This window comes from Mesorhizobium australafricanum, from assembly GCF_033977265.1.
Taxonomy (GTDB): Bacteria; Pseudomonadota; Alphaproteobacteria; order Rhizobiales; family Rhizobiaceae; genus Mesorhizobium; species Mesorhizobium australafricanum.
Genome location: NZ_JAVIIT010000014.1, coordinates 26,932 through 52,381, shown reverse-complemented (window position 1 = coordinate 52,381; position 25,450 = coordinate 26,932). Strand labels below are relative to the sequence as shown.

Genomic DNA, 25,450 nt, shown 5'->3' with positions numbered 1-25,450 from the left:
TCTTCAGTTGTTCGAGAGGCCACGGCCTCTGATGATTTTCCGCATGACCGTCGGATCGAGCGGCTCTCGCCGCCGATCCTTGGAATTCATGCTCAATATTGGTCTTCGTAACGCTTGGCGAGGTCTTCGATATTTTCCGGCGGCCAGTCCGGCACTTCCATGCCGAGATGGAGGCCCATGGCCGCCAGCACTTCCTTGATCTCGTTCAGCGACTTGCGGCCGAAGTTCGGGGTGCGCAGCATCTCGGCTTCGGTCTTCTGGATCAGGTCGCCGATATAGACGATGTTGTCGTTCTTCAGGCAGTTGGCCGAACGCACCGAAAGCTCGAGCTCGTCGACCTTCTTGAGCAGCGCCGGGTTGAAGGCGAGCTCGGTGACGGCCTCGGCGGCGACTTCCTTCTGCGGCTCGTCGAAGTTGACGAACAAAGCGAGCTGGTCCTGCAGGATGCGGGCGGCGAAAGCGACCGCGTCCTCGCCCGAGATCGAGCCGTTGGTCTCGATGGTCATGGTCAGCTTGTCATAGTCGAGAACCTGGCCCTCGCGGGTGTTCTCGACCTTGTAGGAGACCTTCTTGACCGGCGAGTAGAGGCTGTCGACCGGGATCAGGCCGATCGGCGCGTCCTCGGCGCGGTTTCGCTCTGCCGGCACATAGCCCTTGCCGGTGTCGACGGTGAACTCCATGCGGATCTCGGCGCCCTCGTCCAGCGTGCAGATGACGTGGTCGGGGTTGAGGATCTCGACGTCGCCGACGGTCTGGATGTCGCCGGCCAGCACGGCGCCCGGGCCCTGCTTGCGCACGACCATGCGCTTGGGACCATCGCCTTCCATGCGGATGGCGATTTCCTTGATGTTGAGCACGATATCGGTCACGTCCTCGCGCACGCCGGCGATGGACGAGAATTCATGCAGCACGCCGTCGATCTGCACGGCGGTCACAGCCGCGCCGCGCAGCGAAGACAGAAGCACGCGCCGCAGCGCGTTGCCCAGCGTCAGGCCAAAGCCGCGTTCGAGCGGCTCGGCCACCAGCGTGGTCAGCGTCTTCTTCTTCGACGAGAACTCGATCTTGTTCGGCTTGATCAGTTCCTGCCAGTTTTTCTGAATCATAAATATCTTCCTTCCTTTGCCCCGCCACCATCCAATCGTGGCGGGCGACACGGAAAACCGCGGAGGAACGCCTTGGCGTTCACGCGGCGTTTAAAAAATTAGACGCGGCGCTTCTTGCGCGGACGGCAGCCATTGTGCGGGATCGGCGTCACGTCACGGATCGAGGTGATGGTGAAGCCAGCCGCCTGCAGCGCGCGAAGGGCCGATTCACGACCGGAGCCGGGTCCGCAGACCTCGACCTCGAGCATGCGCATGCCATGTTCCTGCGCCTTCTTGGCGACGTCCTCGGCAGCCATCTGGGCGGCGAACGGGGTCGACTTGCGCGAACCCTTGAAGCCCTGCGCACCGGCCGACGACCAGGCAATCGAATTGCCCTGCGCGTCGGTGATGGTGATCATGGTGTTGTTGAAGGTCGAATTGACGTGGGCAACGCCCGACGAGATATTCTTGCGTTCGCGACGGCGAACACGAGCGGCTTCCTTGGCCATGGTAGTCCTTTCAGTTGATCTCTACACCGCCGTAATGCCAGCGGCTCCACCTTGGGAAGCGAGTGGGGAGTAGTGAGTAGCGAATAGGGACCCCTACTCGCTAATGGCTACTCGCTATTCGCTCAATTACTTCTTCTTGCCGGCGATCGCCTTGGCCGGGCCCTTGCGGGTGCGCGCATTGGTATGCGTGCGCTGGCCGCGGACCGGCAGCGAGCGGCGGTGACGCAGGCCGCGGTAGCAGCCAAGGTCCATGAGCCGCTTGATGTTCATCGAGACTTCGCGGCGCAGGTCGCCTTCGACCTGGTAGTCGCGGTCGATCGTCTCGCGGATCTGCAGCACTTCCGCGTCGGTCAGCTGGTTGACGCGGCGGTCCGCCGGAATGCCGACCTTGTCGACGATCTCCTGGGCAAACTTCTTGCCGATGCCGTGAATGTATTGAAGCGCGATGACGACGCGCTTGTTGGTCGGAATGTTGACGCCGGCTATACGAGCCATTTTCTTCTCTTTCTCCATTTGGGCCGGACAAGCCGGCGCTTTCGAAGTTGCCCCGCGTCCGGTGGAGGCCGGCCCTTGCGGGAGTTTCCTGGTTCAAAGCGACTGCCTTGCCCGCAAGGGCAAGCAAAGTCCATGCCTGATAGGAAGACGGGCGGCCATAACCCAACGGCCCACTCTAGTCAAGCGCAATCTTTAATTGTCGGCCCGGCTCACTTCGCCGCTGCGGCGAGCACCTTGCCGATCGCGGCCGTCACCGCATCGATACCCGCCATGCCGTCGACGGTCTTGAGCTTGCCTTTGGCGTAATAGTAGCCGATCAGCGGCGCCGTCTTCTTGTAGTATTCGCGCAGGCGTTCTTCGAACACCTCGGGGTTGTCGTCCTTGCGCACCGGCTGGCCGGCTGCCTTGGCATCCTCGGCGCGTTTGACTATGCGCCCGACCAGCGCCTTGTCGTCGACGACGAGCTCGATGACTGTGTCGAGCGCAATGCCGCGCTCGGCGAGCATGGCTTCGACCGCATCGGCTTGGACCAGCGTGCGCGGATAGCCGTCGAGGATGAAACCCTTGCCGCAATCCGCCTGATCTATGCGTTCGGCGACAATGGCGTTGACGATCGCATCCGAGACCAGCTCACCGGCATCCATCACCGCCTTGGCGCGCTTGCCGACCTCGGTTCCGGCCTGGACGGCGGCACGCAGCATGTCACCCGTCGAGAGCTGGGGTATGCCGTGTTTTTCTACCAGTCTTTGTGCTTGCGTCCCCTTGCCCGCTCCTGGCGGCCCAAGCAATATCAGCCTCATCTGCTCCTCTTACCCCCGCGCAACTTCGACTTCTTGATCAGGCCCTCATATTGGTGCGCGATCAGGTGACCCTGAATCTGCGCCACCGTGTCGAGCGTGACACTGACCACGATCAGAAGCGATGTGCCACCGAGGTAGAAAGGTACGCCAGTCGCCGAAATCAGGAACTCCGGCAGCAGACAGACCAGCACAAGGTAGATAGCGCCGACGACGGTGATACGCGTCAGAACATAGTCGATATAGTCGGCGGTGCGCTCACCCGGACGGTAGCCCGGGATGAAGCCGGAATGCTTCTTGAGCTGGTCTGCCGTGTCCTTCGGGTTGAAGACGATCGCCGTGTAGAAGAAGGCGAAGAAGACGATCATGCCCGCATAGAAGAGCATGTAGAGCGGCTGGCCGTGGCCGAGCGAGGCCAGGATCGTGCTTGCCCAGGCCGGCAGGTTGGTCGCCTGCGAGAAGCCCGCGACGGTCGCCGGCAAAAGCAGCAGCGAAGAGGCGAAGATCGGCGGGATGACGCCCGAGGTGTTGAGCTTCAGCGGCAGGTGCGAGGTATCGCCCTGGAACATGCGGTTGCCGACCTGGCGCTTCGGATACTGGATGAGCAGGCGGCGCTGCGCGCGCTCGAAGAAGACGATCAGCGCGATGACGATGATGGCCAGCACGATAATCGCCAGGATCAAGCCGGTCGACAGCGCGCCGGTGCGGCCCAGTTCCAGCGTGCCGGAGATCGCCCGCGGCAGGCCGGCGACGATGCCGGAGAAGATGATCAGTGAAATGCCGTTGCCGATGCCGCGCGCGGTGATCTGCTCGCCGAGCCACATCAGGAACATGGTGCCGCCGACCAGCGTGACGACGGTCGAGATGCGGAAGAACATGCCGGGATCGTTGACGATGCCGTTGCCGCCTTCGAGGCCGATCGAAATGCCGTAGGCCTGGATCAGCGCCAGAAGCACGGTGCCGTAGCGCGTGTACTGGTTGATGATCTTGCGGCCCTGCTCGCCTTCCTTCTTCAGCGCTTCCAGCGACGGGATGACCGACGTCATCAGCTGCATGATGATGGAGGCGGAAATGTAAGGCATGATGCCCAGCGCAAAGATCGCCATGCGCTGCACGGCGCCGCCGGCAAACATGTTGAACATGCCGAGCACGCCCTTGCTCTGCGAGGAGAAGGCCTGGGCGAACGCATCGGGATTGATGCCGGGAAGCGGGATGTAGGTGCCGAGGCGATAGACAAGCAGCGCGCCGATCGTGAACCAGATGCGCTTCTTCAGATCCTCGGCCTTGGCGAAGGCCGCGAAATTGAGATTGGAGGCTAGTTGTTCAGCAGCCGAAGCCATGCCTGATTCTCCGCTAGAGCATGATGCCGAAAAGTGTGGAGCGGTTTTCGGACTACATCATGCTCTACTTCTTTGATTTCTATGTCACGCTCGATGCCCGCAGCTCAGGCGGCGCGTGTCACCGAAGCTCACGAGATAAGCTCCGGACCGTAAACATGCAAGCGGCCGCGTTGACGCGGCCGCCCAATTCACCAGATCGAAGCACGGTTCGGCGGTGGTTTCGAAGTCATTCCCGCCGGCCGCGCTTCAAATCGCCGTTACTCGGCGGCGGCCGCTTCCGGCAGCTTCACCGAACCGCCGGCCTTCTCGATCTTCTCGATCGCGGCCTTGGAGGCGCCGGCGACGTCGAAGGACAGCTTCGCCTTCAATTCGCCGTCGGAGAGCACGCGCACGCCGTCCTTGGCGCGGCGGATGACGCCGGCGGCAACCAGGGCCTCGGCCGTCACGGTCGCCTTGGCGTCGAGCTTCTTGGCGTCGATCGCGGCCTGGATACGAGCCAGCGACACGACAGTGAAGCTCTTGGCGAAGATGTTGTTGAAGCCGCGCTTCGGCAGGCGCCGGTAGAGCGGCATCTGGCCGCCCTCGAAGCCGTTGATGGCAACGCCCGAGCGGGCCTTCTGACCCTTGACGCCGCGACCGGCGGTCTTGCCCGAGCCGGAGCCGATGCCGCGGCCGAGGCGCTTCTTGGAGTGCGTGGCGCCGTCCTTGTCACGCAGATCGTTGAGTTTCATGTTGCTTCTCCTGCGCTTCCGTTCAGGCCTCGTCCACGACGCGGACGAGGTGCTGGACGGCGGCGATCATGCCGCGCACGGAAGGGGTATCTTCCAGCGTGCGCCGCTTGTGCATCTTGTTCAGGCCGAGGCCGACCAGCGTCGCGCGCTGCTCCTTCGGCCGGCGGATCGGCGAACCGATCTGCTCGACGGTGATGGTCTTGGTAGCTTTCTTGGCCATGGTCGAAATCCCTGGTCAGCGTCGACTATTCTTCAGCCGCAACGGCGGTGCCGCGGCGGGCCTGAAGGGTCGAGTACTTGATGCCGCGCGCGGCAGCCACATCCTTCGGATGCATCTGGCTCTTCAGCGCGTCGAAGGTGGCGCGAACCATGTTGTAGGGGTTCGACGAGCCCATCGACTTGGCGACCACGTCATGCATGCCGAGCGTCTCGAAGACGGCGCGCATCGGACCGCCGGCGATGATGCCGGTACCCTGCTTGGCGGCGCGCAGCAGAACGCGTCCGGCGCCCCAGCGGCCCTCGACGTCATGATGCAGCGTGCGGCCCGAACGCAGCGGCACGAAGATCATGTCGCGCTTGGCCGACTCGGTCGCCTTGCGGATCGCTTCCGGCACTTCGCGCGCCTTGCCGTGGCCGAAGCCGACGCGGCCCTTCTGGTCGCCGACGACGACGAGAGCGGCAAAGCCGAAGCGACGGCCACCCTTCACCACCTTGGCGACGCGGTTGATGTGGACGAGCTTGTCCACCATGCCATCGTCGCGCTCTTCGCGTTCGCGGCCGCGGCCGCCTTCTCTACGTTCCTGTGCCATATCCTGTTCCTTGTTCTTTTCCGGAAGCACGGGTTGCTGTTTGCCGACGCCTCATTCGGGTCGCCGACGGCGAATTTTCCCTTTGCACGATCTTATCCGAAAAGTCTGCAACTTTTCGGGATCATGCATTAGAAGCTCAGACCGCCTTCGCGGGCAGCCTCGGCCAGCGCCTTGACGCGGCCATGATAGATATACGGGCCGCGGTCGAAGACGACTTCCTTGACGCCGGCCTTGGTGGCGCGCTCGGCGATCAGCTTGCCGACCGCGGCAGCGGCTGCGGTGTCGGCGCCGGTCTTGAGCGAACCTTTGAGGTCCTTCTCGAGCGTCGAGGCGGCAGCCAGCGTGTGGCCGTTGGCATCGTCGATGACCTGGACGTAGATGTTCTTCGAGGTGCGGTGCACCGAAAGCCGCGGACGCGCGCCGGCGACCTTCTTCAACTGGCGGCGTACGCGCTGCGCGCGGCGCTGGATGGTCTCTTTGGGGCTTGCCATAATGTCAGTTCCTTGCCTTCAGAAAACGGGGGCAACCGTGTGCGGTAGGCCAGGCCTCCCGCGGCCGCTCCCCGCGGCGTTATACTTCCCGGGCTTGGCCCTCTCCGAAAAGTCTGCAGCTTTTCGGGGCCAAGCCTATTACTTCTTCTTGCCTTCCTTGCGCACGATGCGCTCGTTGGCATAGCGCACGCCCTTGCCCTTGTACGGCTCCGGACCGCGATATTCGCGAATCTCGGCGGCGACCTGGCCGACCTGCTGCTTGTCGATTCCCGAGACCGTGATCTCGGTCGGCTTCGGCACGGTGATCGTGATGCCCTGCGGCGTCTCATAGACCACATCGTGGCTGAAGCCGAGGGCCAGCTGCAGGTTCTTGCCCTGCAGCGCCGCACGATAGCCGACGCCGGTGATCTCAAGCTTCTTCTCGAAGCCGTCCTTCACGCCCTGCAGGATGTTGACGATCTGCGTGCGCGACATGCCCCACTTGGAGCGGGCCGCCTTGGTCTGGCCGCGCGGCTCGACAGCAATCTCGCTGCCTTCCATCTTGACCAGCACTTCGTCGTTCACCACGAACTTCAGCTCGCCCTTGGGGCCCTTCGCCGTCACGGTCTGGCCGTTGACGGTCGCGGTCACGCCCTGCGGCAGCGAAACGGGTTTCTTTCCGATACGAGACATTTTGTTGTCCTCGTCACTTCTTTGGTTTCAGGTTCCAGTTCCCGGGCGCGATCCCGAGAACCGAAGCCCATTCATCAATCTCTTAGCCGATCAGAAGATCTGGCAGAGGATCTCGCCGCCGACATTCTGCTCGCGCGCTTCGTGATCGGCCATGACGCCCTTCGGCGTCGAAAGGATGGCGATGCCGAGGCCGTTGGCGACCTGCGGGATCGACTTGGCTGAGACATAGACGCGGCGGCCGGGCTTCGAGACACGCGCGATTTCGCGCACGACCGGGGCGCCGTCGAAATATTTCAGCTCGATCTCGATTTCCGACTTGCCGTTTTCAAAATCGGTCTGGCTGTAGTCGCGGATGTAGCCTTCCGACTTCAGCACTTCGAGGACGCGGGCGCGCAGACGCGAGGCCGGCGTCGAAACGCTCGACTTCTTACGGCCATAGGCGTTGCGGATGCGGGTCAGCATATCGCCGAGAGGATCGCTCAATGACATCTCAGTGTCTCCTTACCAGCTCGACTTGACCAGGCCCGGGATCTGGCCGGTATTGCCCAGATCGCGAAGCGCGATACGCGAAAGCTTGAGCTTACGATAGTAGGCGCGCGGACGGCCCGTGACTTCGCAGCGGTTGCGGATGCGGATCTTGGCCGAGTTGCGCGGCAGTGCCGAAAGCTTCAACTGGGCGCGGAAACGCTCTTCCATCGGCTTGGACTGATCCATGATGATGGCCTTGAGCGCCGTGCGCTTGGCGGCGTACTGGTCGGCGAGCTTGCGGCGCCGGTTGTTCTTCTCGACTGAGCTGGTCTTTGCCATTTCAGATGTTTCCTTTTTCGCTGCCGTTACTGGCGGAAGGGGAAGTTGAAGGCCTTGAGCAGCGCTCTTGCCTCGTCGTCCGTCTTCGCCGTCGTACAAACGATGACGTCCATGCCCCAGACCTGATCGACCTTGTCGTAGTTGATCTCCGGGAACACGATGTGTTCCTTGATGCCCATGGCGTAGTTGCCACGGCCGTCAAAGCTCTTCGGGTTCAGTCCGCGGAAGTCGCGAACGCGCGGCAGCGCGATGTTCACGAGGCGGTCGAGGAACTCGTACATGCGTTCCTTGCGCAGCGTGACCTTGGCGCCGATCGGCATATTCTCGCGCACCTTGAAGCCGGCAATCGAGTTGCGGGCACGGGTGACGACGGCCTTCTGGCCGGCGATCATCGCGAGATCCTCGGCCGCGACCGAGGGCTTCTTGGAGTCCGCGGTCGCTTCGCCGACACCCATGTTCAGCACGATCTTGTCGATGCGCGGAACCTGCATGTCGTTGTCGTAACCGAACTGCTCCTGCATCGCCTTGCGGATGGTCTCGTTATAGACCTTCTTGAGGCGCGGCTCGTTCTTGGCAGTTGCCTGCTTGGTTTCAGCCTTAGCCATTGATGACTTCTCCCGAACGCTTGGCGACGCGCACCTTCTTGCCGTCCTTCTGGATGGTGAAGCCGACGCGGGTCGGCTTGCCGTCCTTGGGGTCGGCCAGCGCGATGTTCGACAGGTGGATCGGCGCTTCCTTGGTGATGATCCCGCCCTCTTGGGACTGGGTCTGCTTCTGGTGACGGCGAATGAGGTTCACGCCGCGAACGAGCGCGGTGTCTTCCTTCGGCTGCACCGACAGGACCTCGCCCGAACGGCCCTTGTCCTTGCCGGCAAGCACGACGACCTTGTCGCCTTTTTTGATCTTTTGCATTGGTCCGGCTCCTTACAGCACTTCAGGCGCGAGCGAGATGATCTTCATGTGGTTCTTGGCGCGAAGCTCGCGCGGAACCGGTCCGAAGATACGGGTGCCGATCGGCTCTTTCTTATTGTCGACGAGAACGGCCGCGTTCTTGTCGAAACGGATCACGCTGCCGTCCGGGCGGCGGATGTCCTTGGCCGTGCGAACCACGACCGCCTTCATCACATCGCCCTTCTTAACGCGGCCGCGCGGAATGGCTTCCTTGATCGACACCACGATGATGTCGCCGACGGAGGCATATTTCCGCTTCGAGCCGCCCAGCACCTTGATGCACATGACACGACGGGCGCCGGAATTGTCCGCGACGTCGAGGTTTGTTTGCATCTGAATCATGACTGGCCGCCTTCTTCTTTTCTAACGGGACAGGCTCGAAGCCCCTCCCCGGTCTGTCCAAAATTCGTTTGTTTACGCCTGGTCCGAGGTGACGACGATCCAGCGCTTGTCCTTCGAAATCGGCTTCGATTCCTGGATGAACACCTGGTCGCCGACCTTGTGGGCGTTGTTCTCGTCGTGCGCCTTGTACTTCTTGGTCATGCGCACGGTCTTCTTCATCACGGGATGCGTGAAGCGCCGCTCGACCTTGACGACAACCGTCTTCTCGTTCTTGTCGCTGACGACGGTGCCCTGCAAAATGCGCTTTGGCATGGTCTTAACCCTTCTTGGCCGCGGCTTTTTCCGCGGCAATGGTCTTGATGCGCGCGATGTCCTTGCGGACCTGCTTCACGCGCGCGGTCTTTTCGAGCTGACCGGTGGCCTTCTGGAAGCGCAGGTTGAACTGCTCCTTCTTCAGGCTGGCCAGGTCGTCGGTCAGCTGATCCTGGGTCTTGGTCCGGATGTCTTCGGCTTTCATGATCGCCTGTCCTTATTCTGCGATGCGCTGCACGAAGCGCGTCTTGACCGAGAGCTTGGCGGCGCCGAGACGCAGCGCCTCACGCGCGGTCTCCTCGCTGACGCCGTCGATCTCGAACATGATGCGGCCGGGCTTGACGCGCGCCGCCCAGTAGTCGACGGCGCCCTTGCCCTTACCCATGCGGACTTCGGTCGGCTTCGAGGTGACCGGCAGATCCGGGAACACCCGGATCCAGACGCGGCCGGCGCGCTTCATCTCGCGGGTGATCGCGCGGCGAGCCGCCTCGATCTCGCGCGCGGTGACGCGGTTCGGCTCAAGCGCCTTCAGCCCGAAACCGCCGAAATCCAGATTGGTGCCGCCCTTGGCGGTACCGTGGATACGGCCCTTGAACTGCTTGCGGAACTTTGTGCGCTTTGGCTGCAGCATCGTTCTAACTCCAAATTCTCAAATGTCTCAGGCGTTCTCGCGACGACGGCCGCGCTCACGCTCGCCGCCACCGCCGCCATGCGCGGCATCACCTTCGGTGGCGCGACGCTCCGAAGCCATCGGGTCGTGCTCGAGGATCTCGCCCTTGAACACCCACACCTTGACGCCGCAGATGCCGTAAGCCGTGTTCGCCTCGGCCGTGCCGTAGTCGACATCGGCGCGCAGCGTATGCAGCGGCACGCGGCCTTCGCGGTACCACTCCATGCGCGCGATTTCGGCGCCGCCGAGACGGCCGGAGCAGTTGATGCGGATGCCTTCGGCGCCGAGGCGCATGGCCGACTGAACGGCGCGCTTCATGGCACGGCGGAACGCGATGCGGCGCTCGAGCTGCTGCGCGATCGACTGGGCGATCAGCGTGGCGTCGATCTCCGGCTTGCGCACTTCAACGATGTTGAGGTGCGTTTCGGACTTCGTCATCTCGGTCAGCTTCTTGCGAAGCTTCTCGATGTCGGCGCCCTTCTTGCCGATGATCAGGCCCGGGCGCGCGGCATGGATGGTGACGCGGCACTTCTTGTGCGGACGCTCGATCACGACCTTGGAGATCGCGGCCTGCTTGAGTTCCTTCTCAAGATATTTGCGGATCTTGAGGTCCTCGTGCAGTAGCTGGCCATACTCGCCGGTGTTCGCGAACCAGCGCGAATCCCAGGTGCGGTTGATGCCGAGACGCAGCCCGATCGGATTGACTTTCTGGCCCATTATGCGGCCTCCCCTTTTTCCTCGACTTCACGAACGACGATCGTGAGGTGCGAGAACGGCTTTTCGATACGGCTGGCGCGACCGCGGCCACGAGCGTGGAAGCGCTTCATGACGATCGACTTGCCGACATAGGCTTCCGCCACGACCAGCGCATCGACGTCGAGGTCGTGATTGTTTTCCGCATTGGCGATCGCCGATTCCAGCGTCTTCTTGACCGTGCCGGAAATCCGCTTGGCCGAGAATTCGAGGTCGGAAAGCGCTGTCGCGACCTTCTTGCCGCGGATCAGCGCGGCAACCAGGTTCAGCTTCTGCGGGCTGATACGGATCGTGCGCAGAACGGCACGCGCCTCGTTATCAGCAAGCCTGCGCGGAGCTTTGGCCTTGCCCATGATTATTTCCTCTTCGCCTTCTTATCCGCGCCATGACCGTAATAGGTCCGGGTCGGAGCGAATTCACCGAACTTGTGGCCGACCATGTCCTCGTTCACCGAGACCGGGACGTGCTTCTGGCCGTTGTAGACACCGAAGGTGAAGCCGACGAACTGCGGCAGGATGGTGGAGCGACGGCTCCACATCTTGATCACCTCATTGCGACCACCTTCACGAACCTTGTCCACCTTCTTGAGAAGGTAGCCGTCGATGAAGGGGCCTTTCCAAATCGAACGAGTCACTTGGCGTTACCTCTTCTTAGCTCTTGCGCTGATGACGCGAGCGCAGGATGAACTTGTCGGTCGCCTTGTTGGACCGCGTCTTCTTGCCCTTGGTCGGCTTGCCCCAGGGCGAAACCGGATGACGGCCACCCGAGGTGCGGCCTTCACCGCCGCCATGCGGATGGTCGACCGGGTTCATGGCCACGCCGCGATTGTGCGGGCGCTTGCCGCGCCAGACGGTGCGACCGGCCTTGCCGTCGTTGATGTTGCCGTGGTCGGGGTTCGACACGGCGCCGACGGTGGCCATGCAGGAGCCGTGCACGACACGCTGCTCGCCCGAGTTGAGGCGCAGGATCGCCATGCCCTGGTCGCGGCCGACGAGCTGGGCGTAGCCGCCAGCCGAACGTGCGACCTGGCCGCCCTTGCCCGGCTTCAGCTCGATGTTGTGGACGATCGTGCCGACCGGCATCGAGGCCAGCGGCATCGCGTTGCCCGGCTTCACGTCGACCGCCTCGCCGGCCACGATCTTGTCGCCGGCAGCAAGACGCTGCGGGGCCAGGATGTAGGACAGCTCGCCGTCGTCATACTTGATCAGCGCGATGAAGGCGGTGCGGTTCGGATCGTATTCGATACGCTCGACCGTGCCGACGACATCGTACTTCTTACGCTTGAAGTCGATGATGCGGTACGAACGCTTGTGACCGCCGCCGATGAAGCGGGCCGTGATGCGGCCGTAATTGTTGCGGCCGCCCGACTTGGTCAGGCCTTCGGTCAAGCCCTTGACGGGCTTGCCCTTGTAGAGGCCCGAGCGGTCGACGATGACCAGCTGGCGGGTGCTCGGCGTTACCGGGTTGAATTTCTTAAGTGCCATTGTCCTGTCCTCGCGGCCTTGCTCAGAGACCCGTCGCGACGTCGATCGACTGGCCGTCGGCCAGCGTCACAACCGCCTTCTTGACGTCGCCCTGGCGGCCAACCGTGCCGCGGAAGCGCTTGATCTTGCCCTTGCGGACGAGCGTGTTCACAGCCGTCACCTTGACGCCGAAGAGAGCTTCCACGGCAGCCTTGATTTCCGGCTTCGACGCCTTCTTGGCGACGTTGAAGACGACCTGGTTCTGCTCGGAAGCCATGGTCGACTTTTCGGTGATCGCCGGCGAGACGATCACGTCGTAATGACGAAGGTCGGTCATTTGAAGCGCTCCTCGAGAGCCTCGACGGCGGCCTTCGAAAGGACCAGCGTGCCGCGGCGCAGAATGTCGTAGACGTTGATGCCCTGGATGGGCAGCACGTCGATGTTCGGAATGTTGGTCGCGGCCAGCTTGAAGTTCTGGTCGAGCTCGGCGCCGCCGATCACCAGGGCGTTGGTCAGCCCCAGCGTCTCGAGGTTCGCCACCAGCGTCTTGGTCTTGGCCTCGGCGAGCTTCAGCTCGTCGATGACGATGATCGAAGCGCTCTTGGCCTTGGCCGACAGAGCATGCTTCAGGCCCAGGGCGCGCACCTTCTTCGGCAGTTCGTGCTCGTGGCTGCGAACGACCGGGCCGTGCGCCTTGCCGCCGCCGCGGAACTGCGGAGCGCGAGCCGAATGGTGACGGGCGCGGCCGGTACCCTTCTGCTTGTACATCTTGGCGCCGGTGCGCGCGATCTCGGCGCGGCCCTTGGCCTTGTGCGTGCCCTGCTGCTTCTTGGCGAGCTGCCAGCGCACGACGCGCTGCAGGATGTCCTCGCGCGGGTCAAGGCCGAAAATCTCCTCGGAGAGTTTCACCTTGCCGGCGTCCTTGCCGCCCAGCGTTGTGATCTTGAGATCCATTATTCGGCTCCCTCAGTGGCCGGGGCTTCATTCTTGGCGGCAGCGGCGCGGATCGCGGCAGGCTTCGGCGCGTTGGCCGGCAGCGCAACCTTGGCAGCGTCGCGAACCAGGATCCAGGCGCCCTTGACACCGGGAACCGCGCCGCGGATCAGGATCAGGCCGCGACCGGCGTCGGTCGAGACGACCTCGACATTCTGCGTGGTCACGCGGGTGTCGCCCATGTGGCCGGCCATCTTCTTGCCCTTGAACACCTTGCCGGGGTCCTGGCGCTGACCGGTCGAGCCGTGCGTGCGGTGCGAGACCGAGTTACCGTGCGTGGCGCGGCCGCCACCCATGTGGTGCCGCTTGATCACGCCCTGGAAACCCTTACCGGTCGAGGTGCCGGTGACGTCGACCTTCTGGCCGGCGACAAAGTGCTCGACGGTCAGTTCGGCGCCGACGTCGATCATGTTGTCGGCGGAGACGCGGAACTCGGCGACCTTGGCCTTGGGCTCGACGGAAGCGGCGGCGAAATGGCCGCGCATCGCCTTCGACGTGTTCTTAACCTTGGCAAGGCCGACGCCGAGCTGGACGGCGGTGTAGCCGTTCTTCTCCTGCGTGCGCTGGGCCACGACCTGGCAGTTCTCCATCTGGAGAACGGTGACAGGAACGTGTTCCCCGGCATCGTTGTAGATGCGGGTCATTCCCACCTTCTTTGCAATCACACCTGAACGCATCGGTTCAATTCCTTTAGAGTTCCGGGCCAGGGGCACCGCCCCTTACCGCGCTCTCATTCCCTTAGAGCTTGATCTCGACGTCGACGCCGGCGGCCAGATCGAGCTTCATCAAAGCATCGACCGTCTGCGGGGTCGGATCGACGATGTCGAGCAGCCGCTTGTGCGTGCGCATCTCGAACTGCTCGCGGCTCTTCTTGTCGACGTGGGGCGACCGGTTGACCGTGAATTTTTCGATCCGCGTCGGCAGCGGAATGGGGCCGCGGACGTTGGCGCCGGTGCGCTTGGCGGTCGACACGATTTCGCGCGTCGAGGCGTCGAGCACCCGGTGGTCAAACGCCTTAAGGCGGATGCGGATATTCTGTCCGTTCATGCGTCAATTCCTTGTTCTGGCGCGGCGCGGGCAGCTCCCGCGCCCGCGACAGATCGGTTTCAGTCCAAATTACTCTTTGATGGTGACGACGATGCCGGCACCGACGGTGCGGCCGCCTTCACGGATGGCGAAGCGCAGCTTCTCTTCCATCGCGATCGGCACGATCAGCTCGACGTCGACGGTGATGTTGTCGCCAGGCATGACCATTTCGGTGCCGGCCGGCAGCGTCACGATGCCCGTCACGTCCGTCGTGCGGAAGTAGAACTGCGGACGGTAGTTGGTGAAGAACGGCGTATGACGGCCGCCCTCGTCCTTGGTCAGGATGTAGGCCTCGGCCACGAACTTCTTGTGCGGCTTCACCGTGCCGGGCTTCGCCAGAACCTGGCCGCGCTCGACGCCTTCACGGTCGACGCCGCGCAGCAGCGCGCCGATGTTGTCGCCGGCCTGGCCCTGGTCGAGCAGCTTGCGGAACATCTCGACGCCCGTGCAGGTCGTCTTGGTGGTCGGACGGATGCCGACGATTTCCAGTTCCTCGCCGACCTTGACCACGCCGCGCTCGACGCGGCCGGTCACCACCGTGCCGCGGCCCGAGATCGAGAACACGTCCTCGATCGGCATCAGGAACGGCTTGTCCAGCGGACGCACAGGCGTCGGGATGTAGGCGTCGACCTGAGCCATCAGCTCGCGGATGGCGTCCTCGCCGATGGTCTTGTTGGAATCTTCCAACGCAGCCAGCGCCGAACCCTTGACGATCGGAATGTCGTCGCCGGGGAACTCGTTCTTCGACAGAAGCTCGCGAACCTCGAGCTCGACCAGCTCAAGCAGCTCGGCGTCGTCGACCTGGTCGACCTTGTTCAGGAACACAACGATCGACGGAACGCCGACCTGGCGGGCAAGCAGGATGTGCTCGCGGGTCTGCGGCATCGGGCCGTCGGCGGCCGACACAACCAGGATCGCGCCGTCCATCTGCGCGGCACCGGTGATCATGTTCTTCACATAGTCGGCGTGGCCGGGGCAGTCGACGTGGGCATAGTGACGGTTGGCCGTCTCATACTCGACATGCGCCGTCGAAATGGTGATGCCGCGCGCCTTCTCTTCGGGTGCCGCGTCGATCTGGTCATAGCGCTTGTATTCGCCAAAATACTTCGTGATCGCCGCCGTCAGCGACGTCTTGCCATGATCGACGTGGCCGATCGTGCCAATGTTCACATGCGGCTTGGTGCGCTCGAATTTACCTTTTGCCATGTGATCTCTCCATTCCTGCTTGCCCGTGCGGGCCTTGAATTAAGGTCTCGTGCAACCCGCTCGAGTTACGCGTATTTCTTCTGAACTTCCTGGGCGACCGCGGTCGGAACCGGCTCGTAGTGGTCGAACTGCATCGTGTACTGGGCGCGGCCCTGCGACATCGAACGCAGATTGTCGACGTACTTGAACATGTTGGCCAAAGGCACCATCGCGTTGATGACGACGGCAACGCCGCGCGCTTCCTGACCCTGGATCTGACCGCGACGGCCGTTGAGGTCGCCGATGACGCCGCCGACATAGTCTTCCGGCGTCACGACCTCGACCTTCATGATCGGCTCCAGGAGCTGCACGCCGAGGCGCGGAGCGGCTTCCTTGAAGCAGGCACGGGAGGCGATTTCGAACGCCAGCACCGAGGAGTCGACATCGTGGAAGGCGCCGTCGATCAGCGTCGCCTTGACGCCGATCATCGGGAAGCCGGCGAACGGGCCGGAACCCATGACGCTGTTGATGCCCTTCTCGACGCCCGGGATGTATTCCTTCGGAACCGCACCGCCGACGATCTTGGATTCGAACACGAACTCTTCGCTCTCGGTGTTCGGCTCGAAGACGATCTTGACGCGAGCGAACTGGCCGGTACCGCCGGTCTGCTTCTTGTGCGTGTAATCCTGCTCGTGCGTGCGGGTGATCGTCTCGCGATAAGCCACCTGCGGCGCGCCGACATTGGCTTCCACCTTGAACTCACGGCGCATGCGGTCGACGATGATGTCGAGATGCAGCTCGCCCATGCCGGCGATGATGGTCTGGCCGCTTTCCTCGTCGGTCTTGACGCGGAAGGACGGATCCTCGGCCGCCAGGCGATGCAGCGCGAGGCCCATCTTTTCCTGGTCGTTCTTGGTCTTCGGCTCGATGGCGATCTGGATGACCGGATCGGGGAATTCCATGCGCTCGAGGATGACCGGATGCAGCGGATCGCAGAGCGTATCGCCAGTGGTCGTGTCCTTGAGGCCCGCCAAGGCAACGATGTCGCCGGCGTAAGCTTCTTCGACGTCGGCGCGCGAATTCGCATGCATCTGCAGCATGCGGCCAATGCGCTCCTTCTTGCCCTTCACGGTGTTGTCGACCGAGATGCCCTTGGCGAGCTTGCCCGAATAGATGCGGGCAAAGGTCAGCGAGCCGACGAACGGGTCGTTCATGATCTTGAACGCCAGCATCGACAGTGGCTCGTTGTCATCGGCATGACGCTCGATCTCGGCGTCGGTCTTGGCGTCGACGCCCTTGATGGCCGGAACTTCGGCCGGCGACGGCAGGTAGTCGACCACCGCATCAAGCAGCGGCTGCACGCCCTTGTTCTTGAAAGCCGAGCCGCAGAACATTGGGAAGAACTTAACCGCGATGGTGCCCTTGCGGATCAGCGCGCGGATCTCGTCATTCGACGGCATCTTGCCTTCGAGGTAGTTCTCGAGCGCGGTCTCGTCCATCTCGACGGCGGCTTCGATCATCTTCTCGCGGTACTGCTCGGCCTTGTCCTTGAGGTCGGCCGGGATCTCGACGACATCCCAGGCCGCGCCAAGGGTTTCATCGCGCCAGACGAGCGCGTTCATCTCGACGAGGTCGACAACGCCCTTGAACTCGGTCTCGGCGCCGATCGGCAGCTGCATGACGACGGCCTGCGCACCGAGGCGCGAACCGATCATTTCCTCGGAGCGGTAGAAGTCGGCGCCGATCTTGTCCATCTTGTTGCAGAAGATCATGCGCGGCACGTGGTACTTGTCGGCCTGGCGCCACACGGTCTCGGTCTGCGGCTCCACGCCGGCATTGGCGTCGAGCAGCGCAATGGCGCCGTCGAGCACGCGCAGCGAACGCTCGACTTCGATGGTGAAGTCGACGTGTCCGGGAGTGTCGATGATATTGAAGCGGCGCATCTTGCCGTCGCGACCCTTCCAGAAGGTCGTGGTCGCAGCCGAGGTGATGGTGATGCCGCGTTCCTGCTCCTGCTCCATCCAGTCCATGGTGGCAGCGCCGTCATGGACTTCGCCGATCTTGTGCGACTTGCCCGTGTAATACAGGACGCGCTCGGTCGTCGTCGTCTTGCCGGCGTCGATATGCGCCATGATACCGAAATTGCGGTAGTCTTCGATCTTGTATTCGCGGGCCATGGGAGGTGCCTCTCAGTCTCGTTCGCGCTTTACCAGCGGTAGTGCGCGAAGGCGCGGTTGGCTTCTGCCATCTTGTGGGTGTCTTCACGCTTCTTGACGGCCGTGCCGCGGTTGTTGGCCGCGTCCATCAGCTCGCCCGAAAGGCGGTCGACCATGGTGGTCTCGTTGCGGTTGCGCGCGGCGGCGATCAGCCAGCGGATGGCCAGCGCCTGACGGCGCTCGGGGCGCACATCGACCGGAACCTGGTAGGTAGCGCCGCCGACACGACGCGAGCGCACTTCCACATGCGGCGCGACATTGTCGAGCGCCTGATGGAAGACGGTGACCGGCTCCTGCTTGGTCTTGGCCTGGACCTGGTCCAGCGCGCCGTAGACGATGGTCTCGGCAACCGACTTCTTGCCGTCATACATGACGGCGTTCATGAACTTGGTGACGATCAGATCGCCGAACTTGGGGTCCGGATTGATCTCACGCTTTTCTGCACTGTGACGACGGGACATGGGAAACCCTTACTTCGGACGCTTGGCGCCGTACTTCGAACGACGCTGCTTGCGGTTCTTCACACCCTGCGTGTCGAGCACGCCGCGGATGATGTGGTAGCGGACGCCCGGCAGATCCTTGACGCGGCCGCCGCGGATCATGACCACCGAGTGTTCCTGAAGGTTGTGGCCTTCGCCGGGGATGTAGCCGATCACCTCGAAACCGTTGGTCAGGCGAATCTTGGCGACCTTGCGCAGCGCCGAGTTCGGCTTCTTCGGCGTCGTGGTGTAGACGCGCGTGCAGACGCCCCGCTTCTGCGGGTTCTGCTGCATGGCCGGGACCTTGTTGCGCTTCACCGGCGCCAGGCGCGGCTTGCGGATCAGCTGGTTGACGGTAGGCATTAAACCCTCTTGTCTCTCAATTCCGTGTCTGCCCTGTCAGGGCCGCTCAAAGCGTCATTTCCATACGCGAATTCGGGCAAAACACCGCGTCTCGCGGTCCTGCCCGAACAAATTGCAGAGGAAGCGGAAGCCGCTTCATGCGCGCCGGAAATGTCTTTTCGCTCGTAAAACGAACCCTGTTTGAGACAAACTCCAAAGCGCGTCGCTTCGGAAAGGCTGGTCTCACATCGGTTCTGACGTCGCGGCTTCTACTCGGAAGGCCATTGCCCGTCAACCCCGGAACGGCAAATATTGCGGTCAATTCGGGGTTGGGCAGCCATGCGCAAAACGCATGTAATTTTCTTGCGTCTTTTTTCGAGAGCGAGGAAGAAAGTGACCGGCTTGCGGCTGTCTTCGACGCAGGCTTCGTGCCAAAAGGCGGCTTAGGCCGGACAATCTCCCGGCAAACGAGGAATCAGCCCGTGAACGACAATGAAGAAAGGCCGGTCACCATCATCACCGGACGGGTCTGGCGCAAGAAAGGCGGCAAGCCGGAGGGCGTGCATGTGATGCTGGTAGCGCCCGACGATGATTCTGCCGTGCGGCGCGCGCTCGAATCGCTCGCCGCGGAAGGATTCGCGGAGGCCGAGCTCGACCAGATCGGCGACATGGAGGGCGAGCCCGATGAGGAGCCGCATCTGTCGGCCTATCAGGGCGCGCTCGAGGGCGAGGTCTCGATCGTCACCTTCGACGAGCCGCTCTGATACCGCGCGGCGCGATAGCCCTTCCCGGGTTCAACCGCAAACGCTCCCACCTAGAACAGTCACTCTTCCTTTTCCGGAGTTCTCATGACCAGCAGTCCCATCAAGCTCGGCATCGTCGGCGTGGGAAAGATCGTCCGCGACCAGCACCTGCCGGCGGTCGCCAAGGATGGCAGTTATCAGCTTGTCGCCGCTGCCAGCCGCCACGGCAAGGTCGACGGCATAGCGAACTATCCCAGCATAGAAGCGATGCTTGCGGCCGAACCCGGGCTAGAGGCGGTGTCGCTCTGCATGCCGCCGCAGTTCCGCTACGACGCCGCGCGCACCGCGCTGGAAGCGAAGAAGCACGTGTTCCTCGAAAAGCCGCCGGGCGCCACGGTCAGCGAGGTCGAGCACCTCAAGGCGCTTGCCGAAAAGAACGGCGTCTCGCTCTTTGCCAGCTGGCATTCGCGCTATGCGCCAGCGGTGGAGGCCGCGCGCGCTTTCCTCGCCTCGGCCAAGCTGAGTTCGGCCGCCATCAACTGGAAGGAAGACGTGCGCCGCTGGCATCCGAACCAGGAATGGATCTGGGAGCCGGGCGGCTTCGGCGTGTTCGATCCCGGCATCAACGCGCTGTCGATCGCCACCCACATCCTGCCGCCGATGTTCATCACCTCGGCCGTGCTTGATTTTCCCGAGAACCGCGCCGCGCCCGTCGCGGCGCATGTCGCCTTCCGCACCTCGACCGGCTTGCCGGTGACGATGGAACTCGACTGGCTGCAGACCGGCCCGCAGAGTTGGGACATTGTCGCAGACACCGACAAGGGCAAGATGGTGCTGTCGGGCGGCGGCGCGAAGCTCGCCATCGACGGCAAGATCGTCCACGACGAGCCGGAAGCCGAATATCCGATGCTTTACAAGCGCTTCGCGGAGATCGTTCGCGCAGGCGTTTCCGATGTCGATCTCGCCCCGCTGCAGCACGTCGCCGATGCATTCATGCTGGGCAAGCGCAACGTGGTCGAGGCGTTCTTCGATTAGGCTGTGGAGCGGCGAGCGGCGACGGTCGTCGCCTCATTCGACGAGCGCAATCGCAAACCCGTCATAGCCCTTGGCTCCAACGGTCTGGATGGCGGTGCCGTCCAGTCGCTTGTCGCTGCCAATGAAGGAAAACGCGGCGCGCGCGCCTTCGACAAAGGCGTCACGCCCATCTTCCTTGAGGACCGCGCCGTCGCGGATGACGTTATCACAGACGATGACCGTGCCTGAGCGCGACAGCTTCATCGCCCAGGCGAGATAGTTAGGGTTGTTGGGCTTGTCGGCGTCGATGAAGATCAGGTCGAACGGACCGGCATTTTCGTTTCCCAGCGCGGCAAGCGACTGAAGCGCGGGACCGACCCGCAGGTCGATTTTCTCGGAAACCCCTGCCCGCTCGAAATTCGAGCGCGCCACCTCGGCGTGGTGCGGATCGAGTTCCAGCGTCACGACCTTGCCGTCGGCCGGCAATCCCCTCGCCATCCAGATGGTCGAGTAGCCGCCAAGCGTGCCGACCTCCAGCACCTTCTTCGCGCCCCGGATACGCACCAGCAGTGACAACAGCTTGCCCTGCGCGGCCGAGACATCGATCGCCGGCAGGCCTTGGTCGCGGTTGGCCGCCAGCGTGGCGTCCAGCACGGGGTCCGCTTCGAAAAGCGAGGAAACGATGTACTCGTCGACAGCCGTCCAGGTCTTGCTGCTCATAGCTCTTCCTCGTTCGTGAAGTTAGATCGGGATGATGGCTAGTGGAGCCATCATCCTGATCCAGTTTCCTTGTTGGGGCATGATCTTCTCCGAAAACCGGTGCCCACTTTTGCTGCGCTGACCTTCGCTTCGGGATCATGCTCCGAAATGCAAAAAGGGGCCGCGCGGGCCCCTTTTCCTTGTTTCTCATGCCATGCCGCTTACTGCGCGGCGTTGACCATGTCGGTCAGCATCGGCTCGGCGACCTCGACACCGGAGGCCTTGCGGCGCTCGTCGATGATGAGTTCGTCGCGCGAGGTGGCGATGCGCCGGATCTGGCTCATCGTGCCGCCGGTACCGGCCGGGATCAGACGGCCGACGATGACGTTTTCCTTCAGGCCCTGCAGCATGTCGGTCTTGCCGGCGACCGCCGCCTCGGTAAGCACCCTGGTCGTCTCCTGGAAGGAGGCGGCCGAGATGAAGGACGGCGTCTGCAGCGAGGCCTTGGTGATGCCCAAGAGCACCGGCTGGCCTTCGGCCGGCTTCTTGCCGTCCTCGACCAGGCGATCGTTGACCTCCTCCAGTTCGATCACGTCGACATGGTCGCCCGGAATGTAGGTCGAGTCGCCCTGCACGGTGATCTCAACCTTCTGCAGCATCTGGCGAACGATCACCTCGATGTGCTTGTCGTTGATCGACACGCCCTGCAGACGGTAGACCTCCTGGATTTCGTTGACGAGGTAGGAGGCAAGCGCCTCCACGCCCTTGATCGCCAGGATGTCGTGCGGCGCCGGGTTGCCGTCGAGGATGTAGTCGCCCTTCTCGATGACGTCGCCGTCCTGGAGATGGAACGGCTTGCCCTTCGGGATCAGGTACTCGACCGGCTCGAGCGTCGAGTCATGCGGCTCGATGATGATGCGGCGCTTGTTCTTGTAGTCGCGGCCGAAGCGGATCGTGCCATCGATCTCGGCGATGATGGCGTGATCCTTCGGACGGCGAGCCTCGAACAGTTCCGCAACACGCGGCAGACCACCGGTAATGTCCTTGGTCTTGGCGCTTTCCATCGGGATACGCGCAAGCACGTCGCCCGGACGGACATGCGCGCCCGGCTCGACCGAGAGGATGGCCTCGACCGAGAGCAGGAAGCGTGCATCGCCGCCCTTCGACAGCTTGCCGACCTTGCCCTTGGCGTCCTGGATGACGATCGCGGGCTTCAGGTCGCTGCCGCGCGGCGTCGAACGCCAGTCGATGACCTCACGCTTGGTGATGCCGGTCGACTCGTCGGCCGTCTCCTGAACGGAGATGCCGTCGACGAGATCCTCGAACGCCACCCTGCCCTCGATTTCGGTGAGGATCGGGCGGGTATAGGGATCCCACTCGGCGATACGCTGGCCGCGCTTCACCTTGTCGCCATCGTCCACGAAGATACGCGAACCATAGGCGACGCGGTGCGTGGCGCGCTCCTTGCCGGTCTCATCGAGGATGAGCACCGCCATGTTGCGGCCCATGACCATCTGCTGGCCTTCCGAGTTGCGCACCACGTTGCGGTTGCGGATCTGTACCTTGCCCTCATAGGAGGCTTCAAGGAACGAAGAATCCACCACCTGCGCCGTACCGCCCATGTGGAAGGTACGCATGGTGAGCTGGGTGCCCGGCTCGCCGATCGACTGCGCCGCGATGACGCCGACGGCCTCGCCCTGGTTCACGGGGGTACCGCGAGCCAGATCGCGTCCGTAGCAGACGGCGCACACGCCGGTCCTGACCTCGCAGGTCAGCGCCGAACGGATGCGGACCGACTGCACGCCGGCCTTTTCGATCTGCTCCACGTCGCGCTCGTCCATCAGCTTGCCGGCCTTGACCAGCAGGTCGCCGCTGACCGGATGGTTGATATCGTCGAGCGCGGTGCGGCCCAGCACGCGCTGGCCGACCGAGGCAACGACCTGACCGGCATCGACGATCGGCTGCATGGTGAGGCCCTTGTCGGTGCCGCAATCCACGGAGTTGACGATGCAGTCCTGCGCGACGTCGACGAGACGGCGGGTGAGGTAACCCGAGTTCGCCGTCTTCAAGGCGGTGTCGGCCAGACCCTTGCGGGCGCCGTGGGTCGAGTTGAAGTACTCGAGCACGGTGAGGCCTTCCTTGAAGTTCGAGATGATCGGCGTCTCGATGATTTCACCCGAGGGCTTGGCCATCAGGCCGCGCATGCCGGCGAGCTGACGCATCTGGGTGGGCGAACCGCGCGCACCCGAATGCGACATCATGTAGATCGAGTTCATCGGCTTCTGACGGCCGTTGTCCTCGAACTCCACCGCCTTGATGCGCGCCATCATCTCGTCGGCGACCTTTTCCGAGCACTTGGCCCAGGCGTCGACGACCTTGTTGTACTTCTCGCCCTGCGTGATCAGGCCGTCATTGTACTGCTGCTCGTATTCCTTGGCCAAAGCCTCGGTGTCTGACACCAGCTTCAGCTTGGTATCCGGGATCAGCATGTCGTCCTTGCCGAACGAAATGCCGGCACGGCAGGCATGGGCGAAGCCGAGCGCCATGATGCGGTCGCAGAAGATGACCGTCTCTTTCTGACCGCAGTGGCGGTAGACGGTGTCGATCATCTTGGAGATGTTCTTCTTGGTCATCTCCTGGTTGGCGGTCTCATACGGCACGTTGACGTTCTTCGGCAGAAGTTCGCCGATGATCATGCGGCCAGGCGTGGTGTCGTAGATCTTCGACACGACGTTGCCTTCGGCGTCGACGGTGCGGAAGCGGCCCTTGATCTTGGCATGCAGCGTCACGGCCTTGGTCTCCAGCGCATGCTGGAGCTCGCCCATGTCGGCAAACACCATGCCTTCGCCCGGCTCGTTCTGGTTGACGATCGAGAGGTAGTAGAGACCGAGAACCATGTCCTGCGACGGCACGATGATCGGCGCGCCGGAGGCCGGGTGCAGGATGTTGTTGGTCGACATCATCAGCACGCGGGCTTCAAGCTGCGCTTCCAGCGACAGCGGCACGTGGACCGCCATCTGGTCGCCGTCGAAGTCGGCGTTGAAGGCGGTGCAGACCAGCGGATGCAGCTGGATCGCCTTGCCTTCGATCAGGATCGGCTCGAACGCCTGGATGCCGAGGCGGTGCAGCGTCGGCGCGCGGTTCAAGAGCACCGGATGCTCGCGGATGACCTCGTCGAGGATATCCCAGACTTCCGGACGCTCCTTCTCGACCAGCTTCTTGGCCTGCTTGACGGTCGAGGAGAAACCCTTGGCGTCGAGGCGGGCATAGATGAAGGGCTTGAAGAGCTCGAGCGCCATCTTCTTAGGCAGGCCGCACTGATGCAGCTTGAGCTCCGGACCGGTCACGATGACCGAGCGGCCGGAATAGTCGACGCGCTTGCCGAGCAGGTTCTGGCGGAACCGGCCCTGCTTGCCCTTGAGCATATCGGACAGCGACTTCAGCGGACGCTTGTTGGCGCCGGTGATGACGCGGCCGCGACGGCCGTTGTCGAACAGCGCATCGACGGCTTCCTGCAGCATGCGCTTTTCGTTGCGCACGATGATGCCGGGTGCGCGCAGCTCGATCAGCCGCTTCAGGCGGTTGTTGCGGTTGATGACGCGGCGGTAGAGGTCGTTGAGATCGGACGTGGCGAAACGGCCGCCGTCCAGCGGGACAAGCGGGCGCAGGTCCGGCGGGATCACCGGAACCACCTTCATGATCATCCATTCCGGGCGGTTGCCGGATTCCATGAAGTTTTCCACGACCTTGAGCCGCTTCAGGTACTTCTTCTGCTTGAGCTCGGACGTGGTCGAAGCCAGCTCCGAACGCAGGTCGCCGGCGATCTTCTCCAGATCCATGCCTGCAAGCAGGTCATGGATGGCCTCGGCGCCGATCATGGCGGTGAAGCTATCCTCGCCATACTCGTCGACGGCAAGCATGTACTCTTCCTCGCTGAGGAGCTGGTTCTCCTTCAGCGCGGTGAGGCCGGGCTCGGTGACGATGTAGTTCTCGAAGTAGAGCACGCGCTCGATGTCCTTGAGCGTCATGTCGAGCAGCGTGCCGATGCGCGAGGGCAGCGACTTCAGGAACCAGATATGGGCGACGGGCGCGGCGAGCTCGATATGGCCCATGCGCTCGCGGCGAACGCGCGACAGCGTGACTTCGACGCCGCACTTTTCGCAGATGACGCCCTTGTACTTCATGCGCTTGTACTTGCCGCACAGGCACTCATAGTCCTTGATCGGGCCAAAAATGCGTGCGCAGAACAGGCCGTCACGCTCCGGCTTGAAGGTGCGGTAGTTGATGGTCTCCGGCTTCTTGATCTCGCCGAACGACCAGGACAGAATCTTCTCTGGGCTGGCAAGCGAGATCCGGATGGAATCGAACACCTGCGCAGGCGCCTGCGGGTTGAAGAGATTCATGACCTCTTGGTTCATGCCGTTCTCCTTTTCGGGGTCCTCGATAACCCCTTGCATCGATCGCGGACG

General features: G+C 62.9%; 34 protein-coding genes. 2 read left to right on the top strand and 32 right to left on the bottom strand.

Features of this window, described 5'->3' with window-relative positions:
• Nucleotides 1-92: 92 nt before the first annotated feature.
• The 30 genes from RFM98_RS23675 to rpsL form a co-directional block, all read right to left on the bottom strand.
• Nucleotides 93-1,103: a DNA-directed RNA polymerase subunit alpha gene (locus tag RFM98_RS23675; protein ID WP_040983001.1), complete on the bottom strand. Its 1,011-nt coding sequence runs from the start codon at nt 1,101-1,103 to the stop codon at nt 93-95.
• Nucleotides 1,104-1,201: 98 nt separating this feature from the next.
• Entirely contained in the window at nt 1,202-1,591 is a 390-nt protein-coding gene (gene rpsK / locus RFM98_RS23670; RefSeq protein ID WP_006205444.1) for a 30S ribosomal protein S11, read from the bottom strand.
• A 126-nt stretch (nt 1,592-1,717) separates the two neighbouring features.
• Nucleotides 1,718-2,086, bottom strand: coding sequence for a 30S ribosomal protein S13 (gene rpsM / locus RFM98_RS23665; protein WP_027170351.1), 369 nt, complete (start codon nt 2,084-2,086; stop codon nt 1,718-1,720).
• A gap of 209 nt (nt 2,087-2,295) precedes the next feature.
• Nucleotides 2,296-2,886 (bottom strand): adenylate kinase, encoded by a 591-nt coding sequence (locus RFM98_RS23660; RefSeq protein WP_320311069.1) that lies wholly within the window; start codon nt 2,884-2,886, stop codon nt 2,296-2,298.
• Nucleotides 2,883-4,223, bottom strand: a complete 1,341-nt coding sequence (gene secY / locus RFM98_RS23655) for a preprotein translocase subunit SecY (RefSeq protein WP_320311068.1) — start codon at nt 4,221-4,223, stop codon at nt 2,883-2,885. The genes RFM98_RS23660 and secY overlap by 4 nt, the downstream gene beginning before the upstream one ends.
• Before the next feature lie 257 nt (nt 4,224-4,480).
• Complete coding sequence (gene rplO / locus RFM98_RS23650; RefSeq protein ID WP_140708828.1) at nt 4,481-4,954, bottom strand: 50S ribosomal protein L15; 474 nt, start codon at nt 4,952-4,954, stop codon at nt 4,481-4,483.
• A gap of 22 nt (nt 4,955-4,976) precedes the next feature.
• Nucleotides 4,977-5,174, bottom strand: coding sequence for a 50S ribosomal protein L30 (gene rpmD, locus RFM98_RS23645; protein ID WP_027170355.1), 198 nt, complete (start codon nt 5,172-5,174; stop codon nt 4,977-4,979).
• 25 nt (nt 5,175-5,199) lie between these two features.
• Nucleotides 5,200-5,763 (bottom strand): 30S ribosomal protein S5, encoded by a 564-nt coding sequence (gene rpsE, locus RFM98_RS23640; protein WP_032933400.1) that lies wholly within the window; start codon nt 5,761-5,763, stop codon nt 5,200-5,202.
• A gap of 128 nt (nt 5,764-5,891) precedes the next feature.
• Nucleotides 5,892-6,254, bottom strand: coding sequence for a 50S ribosomal protein L18 (gene rplR / locus RFM98_RS23635; RefSeq protein ID WP_320214075.1), 363 nt, complete (start codon nt 6,252-6,254; stop codon nt 5,892-5,894).
• Nucleotides 6,255-6,392: 138 nt separating this feature from the next.
• Nucleotides 6,393-6,926 (bottom strand): 50S ribosomal protein L6, encoded by a 534-nt coding sequence (gene rplF / locus RFM98_RS23630; protein ID WP_320311067.1) that lies wholly within the window; start codon nt 6,924-6,926, stop codon nt 6,393-6,395.
• A 90-nt stretch (nt 6,927-7,016) separates the two neighbouring features.
• On the bottom strand, nt 7,017-7,415 hold the full coding sequence (gene rpsH, locus RFM98_RS23625; protein WP_320311066.1) for a 30S ribosomal protein S8: 399 nt from the start codon (nt 7,413-7,415) through the stop codon (nt 7,017-7,019).
• A 12-nt stretch (nt 7,416-7,427) separates the two neighbouring features.
• Nucleotides 7,428-7,733 carry a 30S ribosomal protein S14 gene (rpsN, locus tag RFM98_RS23620; protein ID WP_042642199.1) on the bottom strand — a complete coding sequence of 102 codons (306 nt, stop codon included), beginning with the start codon at nt 7,731-7,733 and terminating at the stop codon, nt 7,428-7,430.
• 26 nt (nt 7,734-7,759) lie between these two features.
• The gene (gene rplE, locus RFM98_RS23615; protein ID WP_036260373.1) at nt 7,760-8,338 is read right to left on the bottom strand and encodes a 50S ribosomal protein L5; all 579 of its coding nucleotides are present in this window, start codon (nt 8,336-8,338) and stop codon (nt 7,760-7,762) included.
• Nucleotides 8,331-8,645: a 50S ribosomal protein L24 gene (gene rplX / locus RFM98_RS23610; protein ID WP_320214073.1), complete on the bottom strand. Its 315-nt coding sequence runs from the start codon at nt 8,643-8,645 to the stop codon at nt 8,331-8,333. The genes rplE and rplX overlap by 8 nt, the downstream gene beginning before the upstream one ends.
• Nucleotides 8,646-8,657: 12 nt before the next feature.
• Nucleotides 8,658-9,026: a 50S ribosomal protein L14 gene (rplN, locus tag RFM98_RS23605; protein ID WP_006205457.1), complete on the bottom strand. Its 369-nt coding sequence runs from the start codon at nt 9,024-9,026 to the stop codon at nt 8,658-8,660.
• 72 nt (nt 9,027-9,098) lie between these two features.
• A complete protein-coding gene (gene rpsQ, locus RFM98_RS23600; RefSeq protein ID WP_027170362.1) occupies nt 9,099-9,338 on the bottom strand; it encodes a 30S ribosomal protein S17 in 240 nt (79 codons plus the stop codon).
• A 4-nt stretch (nt 9,339-9,342) separates the two neighbouring features.
• Complete coding sequence (gene rpmC, locus RFM98_RS23595; RefSeq protein WP_140701052.1) at nt 9,343-9,543, bottom strand: 50S ribosomal protein L29; 201 nt, start codon at nt 9,541-9,543, stop codon at nt 9,343-9,345.
• Between the two features lie 12 nt (nt 9,544-9,555).
• Nucleotides 9,556-9,969: a 50S ribosomal protein L16 gene (gene rplP / locus RFM98_RS23590; RefSeq protein ID WP_027170364.1), complete on the bottom strand. Its 414-nt coding sequence runs from the start codon at nt 9,967-9,969 to the stop codon at nt 9,556-9,558.
• Nucleotides 9,970-9,996: 27 nt separating this feature from the next.
• Nucleotides 9,997-10,725, bottom strand: coding sequence for a 30S ribosomal protein S3 (gene rpsC / locus RFM98_RS23585; protein WP_095818137.1), 729 nt, complete (start codon nt 10,723-10,725; stop codon nt 9,997-9,999).
• Entirely contained in the window at nt 10,725-11,114 is a 390-nt protein-coding gene (gene rplV / locus RFM98_RS23580; protein ID WP_010909277.1) for a 50S ribosomal protein L22, read from the bottom strand. The genes rpsC and rplV overlap by 1 nt, the downstream gene beginning before the upstream one ends.
• A gap of 2 nt (nt 11,115-11,116) precedes the next feature.
• Nucleotides 11,117-11,395 carry a 30S ribosomal protein S19 gene (gene rpsS / locus RFM98_RS23575; protein ID WP_006205463.1) on the bottom strand — a complete coding sequence of 93 codons (279 nt, stop codon included), beginning with the start codon at nt 11,393-11,395 and terminating at the stop codon, nt 11,117-11,119.
• A gap of 16 nt (nt 11,396-11,411) precedes the next feature.
• Nucleotides 11,412-12,245, bottom strand: coding sequence for a 50S ribosomal protein L2 (gene rplB / locus RFM98_RS23570; RefSeq protein WP_126084116.1), 834 nt, complete (start codon nt 12,243-12,245; stop codon nt 11,412-11,414).
• Between the two features lie 22 nt (nt 12,246-12,267).
• Nucleotides 12,268-12,561 (bottom strand): 50S ribosomal protein L23, encoded by a 294-nt coding sequence (locus tag RFM98_RS23565; RefSeq protein ID WP_040983033.1) that lies wholly within the window; start codon nt 12,559-12,561, stop codon nt 12,268-12,270.
• On the bottom strand, nt 12,558-13,178 hold the full coding sequence (gene rplD, locus RFM98_RS23560) for a 50S ribosomal protein L4 (protein WP_320236537.1): 621 nt from the start codon (nt 13,176-13,178) through the stop codon (nt 12,558-12,560). Before rplD ends, RFM98_RS23565 begins: the two co-directional genes overlap by 4 nt.
• Nucleotides 13,178-13,894 (bottom strand): 50S ribosomal protein L3, encoded by a 717-nt coding sequence (gene rplC, locus RFM98_RS23555; protein WP_320311065.1) that lies wholly within the window; start codon nt 13,892-13,894, stop codon nt 13,178-13,180. Before rplC ends, rplD begins: the two co-directional genes overlap by 1 nt.
• A gap of 61 nt (nt 13,895-13,955) precedes the next feature.
• Nucleotides 13,956-14,264, bottom strand: coding sequence for a 30S ribosomal protein S10 (gene rpsJ, locus RFM98_RS23550; protein ID WP_006205468.1), 309 nt, complete (start codon nt 14,262-14,264; stop codon nt 13,956-13,958).
• A gap of 69 nt (nt 14,265-14,333) precedes the next feature.
• Nucleotides 14,334-15,509 (bottom strand): elongation factor Tu, encoded by a 1,176-nt coding sequence (tuf, locus tag RFM98_RS23545; RefSeq protein ID WP_095765516.1) that lies wholly within the window; start codon nt 15,507-15,509, stop codon nt 14,334-14,336.
• Between the two features lie 65 nt (nt 15,510-15,574).
• Nucleotides 15,575-17,665, bottom strand: a complete 2,091-nt coding sequence (fusA, locus tag RFM98_RS23540) for an elongation factor G (protein WP_320311064.1) — start codon at nt 17,663-17,665, stop codon at nt 15,575-15,577.
• Between the two features lie 29 nt (nt 17,666-17,694).
• A complete protein-coding gene (gene rpsG, locus RFM98_RS23535; protein WP_027170372.1) occupies nt 17,695-18,165 on the bottom strand; it encodes a 30S ribosomal protein S7 in 471 nt (156 codons plus the stop codon).
• A 9-nt stretch (nt 18,166-18,174) separates the two neighbouring features.
• A complete protein-coding gene (rpsL, locus tag RFM98_RS23530; RefSeq protein ID WP_006202128.1) occupies nt 18,175-18,546 on the bottom strand; it encodes a 30S ribosomal protein S12 in 372 nt (123 codons plus the stop codon).
• A 461-nt stretch (nt 18,547-19,007) separates the two neighbouring features.
• Between rpsL and RFM98_RS23525 the strand changes: the two genes are divergently transcribed.
• Together RFM98_RS23525 and RFM98_RS23520 are read left to right on the top strand one after the other, a co-directional pair.
• Complete coding sequence (locus tag RFM98_RS23525; protein WP_095818142.1) at nt 19,008-19,289, top strand: transcriptional regulator; 282 nt, start codon at nt 19,008-19,010, stop codon at nt 19,287-19,289.
• A gap of 84 nt (nt 19,290-19,373) precedes the next feature.
• The gene (locus RFM98_RS23520; RefSeq protein ID WP_320311063.1) at nt 19,374-20,303 is read left to right on the top strand and encodes a Gfo/Idh/MocA family protein; all 930 of its coding nucleotides are present in this window, start codon (nt 19,374-19,376) and stop codon (nt 20,301-20,303) included.
• A gap of 33 nt (nt 20,304-20,336) precedes the next feature.
• On the opposite strand, the gene RFM98_RS23515 is transcribed toward RFM98_RS23520, so the two are convergent.
• Nucleotides 20,337-21,002, bottom strand: a complete 666-nt coding sequence (locus RFM98_RS23515; protein ID WP_320311062.1) for an O-methyltransferase — start codon at nt 21,000-21,002, stop codon at nt 20,337-20,339.
• A 200-nt stretch (nt 21,003-21,202) separates the two neighbouring features.
• Entirely contained in the window at nt 21,203-25,399 is a 4,197-nt protein-coding gene (rpoC, locus tag RFM98_RS23510) for a DNA-directed RNA polymerase subunit beta' (RefSeq protein ID WP_320311061.1), read from the bottom strand.
• Nucleotides 25,400-25,450 lie beyond the last annotated feature (51 nt).

Bases quoted from the DNA above. Each gene is read 5' to 3' on its own strand.
- RFM98_RS23675 (WP_040983001.1), bottom strand. From the start codon at position 1,103: ATGATTCAGAAAAACTGGCAGGAACTGATCAAGCCGAACAAGATCGAG.
- rpsK (WP_006205444.1), bottom strand. From the start codon at position 1,591: ATGGCCAAGGAAGCCGCTCGTGTTCGCCGTCGCGAACGCAAGAATATC.
- rpsM (WP_027170351.1), bottom strand. From the start codon at position 2,086: ATGGCTCGTATAGCCGGCGTCAACATTCCGACCAACAAGCGCGTCGTC.
- RFM98_RS23660 (WP_320311069.1), bottom strand. From the start codon at position 2,886: ATGAGGCTGATATTGCTTGGGCCGCCAGGAGCGGGCAAGGGGACGCAA.
- secY (WP_320311068.1), bottom strand. From the start codon at position 4,223: ATGGCTTCGGCTGCTGAACAACTAGCCTCCAATCTCAATTTCGCGGCC.
- rplO (WP_140708828.1), bottom strand. From the start codon at position 4,954: ATGAAACTCAACGATCTGCGTGACAAGGACGGCGCCACGCACTCCAAG.
- rpmD (WP_027170355.1), bottom strand. From the start codon at position 5,174: ATGGCCAAGAAAGCTACCAAGACCATCACCGTCGAGCAGATCGGTTCG.
- rpsE (WP_032933400.1), bottom strand. From the start codon at position 5,763: ATGGCACAGGAACGTAGAGAAGGCGGCCGCGGCCGCGAACGCGAAGAG.
- rplR (WP_320214075.1), bottom strand. From the start codon at position 6,254: ATGGCAAGCCCCAAAGAGACCATCCAGCGCCGCGCGCAGCGCGTACGC.
- rplF (WP_320311067.1), bottom strand. From the start codon at position 6,926: ATGTCTCGTATCGGAAAGAAACCCGTTTCGCTGCCGCAGGGCGTGACC.
- rpsH (WP_320311066.1), bottom strand. From the start codon at position 7,415: ATGTCATTGAGCGATCCTCTCGGCGATATGCTGACCCGCATCCGCAAC.
- rpsN (WP_042642199.1), bottom strand. From the start codon at position 7,733: ATGGCAAAGACCAGCTCAGTCGAGAAGAACAACCGGCGCCGCAAGCTC.
- rplE (WP_036260373.1), bottom strand. From the start codon at position 8,338: ATGGCTAAGGCTGAAACCAAGCAGGCAACTGCCAAGAACGAGCCGCGC.
- rplX (WP_320214073.1), bottom strand. From the start codon at position 8,645: ATGCAAAAGATCAAAAAAGGCGACAAGGTCGTCGTGCTTGCCGGCAAG.
- rplN (WP_006205457.1), bottom strand. From the start codon at position 9,026: ATGATTCAGATGCAAACAAACCTCGACGTCGCGGACAATTCCGGCGCC.
- rpsQ (WP_027170362.1), bottom strand. From the start codon at position 9,338: ATGCCAAAGCGCATTTTGCAGGGCACCGTCGTCAGCGACAAGAACGAG.
- rpmC (WP_140701052.1), bottom strand. From the start codon at position 9,543: ATGAAAGCCGAAGACATCCGGACCAAGACCCAGGATCAGCTGACCGAC.
- rplP (WP_027170364.1), bottom strand. From the start codon at position 9,969: ATGCTGCAGCCAAAGCGCACAAAGTTCCGCAAGCAGTTCAAGGGCCGT.
- rpsC (WP_095818137.1), bottom strand. From the start codon at position 10,725: ATGGGCCAGAAAGTCAATCCGATCGGGCTGCGTCTCGGCATCAACCGC.
- rplV (WP_010909277.1), bottom strand. From the start codon at position 11,114: ATGGGCAAGGCCAAAGCTCCGCGCAGGCTTGCTGATAACGAGGCGCGT.
- rplB (WP_126084116.1), bottom strand. From the start codon at position 12,245: ATGGCACTTAAGAAATTCAACCCGGTAACGCCGAGCACCCGCCAGCTG.
- RFM98_RS23565 (WP_040983033.1), bottom strand. From the start codon at position 12,561: ATGACCGACCTTCGTCATTACGACGTGATCGTCTCGCCGGCGATCACC.
- rplD (WP_320236537.1), bottom strand. From the start codon at position 13,178: ATGGATCTCAAGATCACAACGCTGGGCGGCAAGGACGCCGGCAAGGTG.
- rplC (WP_320311065.1), bottom strand. From the start codon at position 13,894: ATGCGTTCAGGTGTGATTGCAAAGAAGGTGGGAATGACCCGCATCTAC.
- rpsJ (WP_006205468.1), bottom strand. From the start codon at position 14,264: ATGAACGGACAGAATATCCGCATCCGCCTTAAGGCGTTTGACCACCGG.
- tuf (WP_095765516.1), bottom strand. From the start codon at position 15,509: ATGGCAAAAGGTAAATTCGAGCGCACCAAGCCGCATGTGAACATTGGC.
- fusA (WP_320311064.1), bottom strand. From the start codon at position 17,665: ATGGCCCGCGAATACAAGATCGAAGACTACCGCAATTTCGGTATCATG.
- rpsG (WP_027170372.1), bottom strand. From the start codon at position 18,165: ATGTCCCGTCGTCACAGTGCAGAAAAGCGTGAGATCAATCCGGACCCC.
- rpsL (WP_006202128.1), bottom strand. From the start codon at position 18,546: ATGCCTACCGTCAACCAGCTGATCCGCAAGCCGCGCCTGGCGCCGGTG.
- RFM98_RS23520 (WP_320311063.1), top strand. From the start codon at position 19,374: ATGACCAGCAGTCCCATCAAGCTCGGCATCGTCGGCGTGGGAAAGATC.
- RFM98_RS23515 (WP_320311062.1), bottom strand. From the start codon at position 21,002: ATGAGCAGCAAGACCTGGACGGCTGTCGACGAGTACATCGTTTCCTCG.
- rpoC (WP_320311061.1), bottom strand. From the start codon at position 25,399: ATGAACCAAGAGGTCATGAATCTCTTCAACCCGCAGGCGCCTGCGCAG.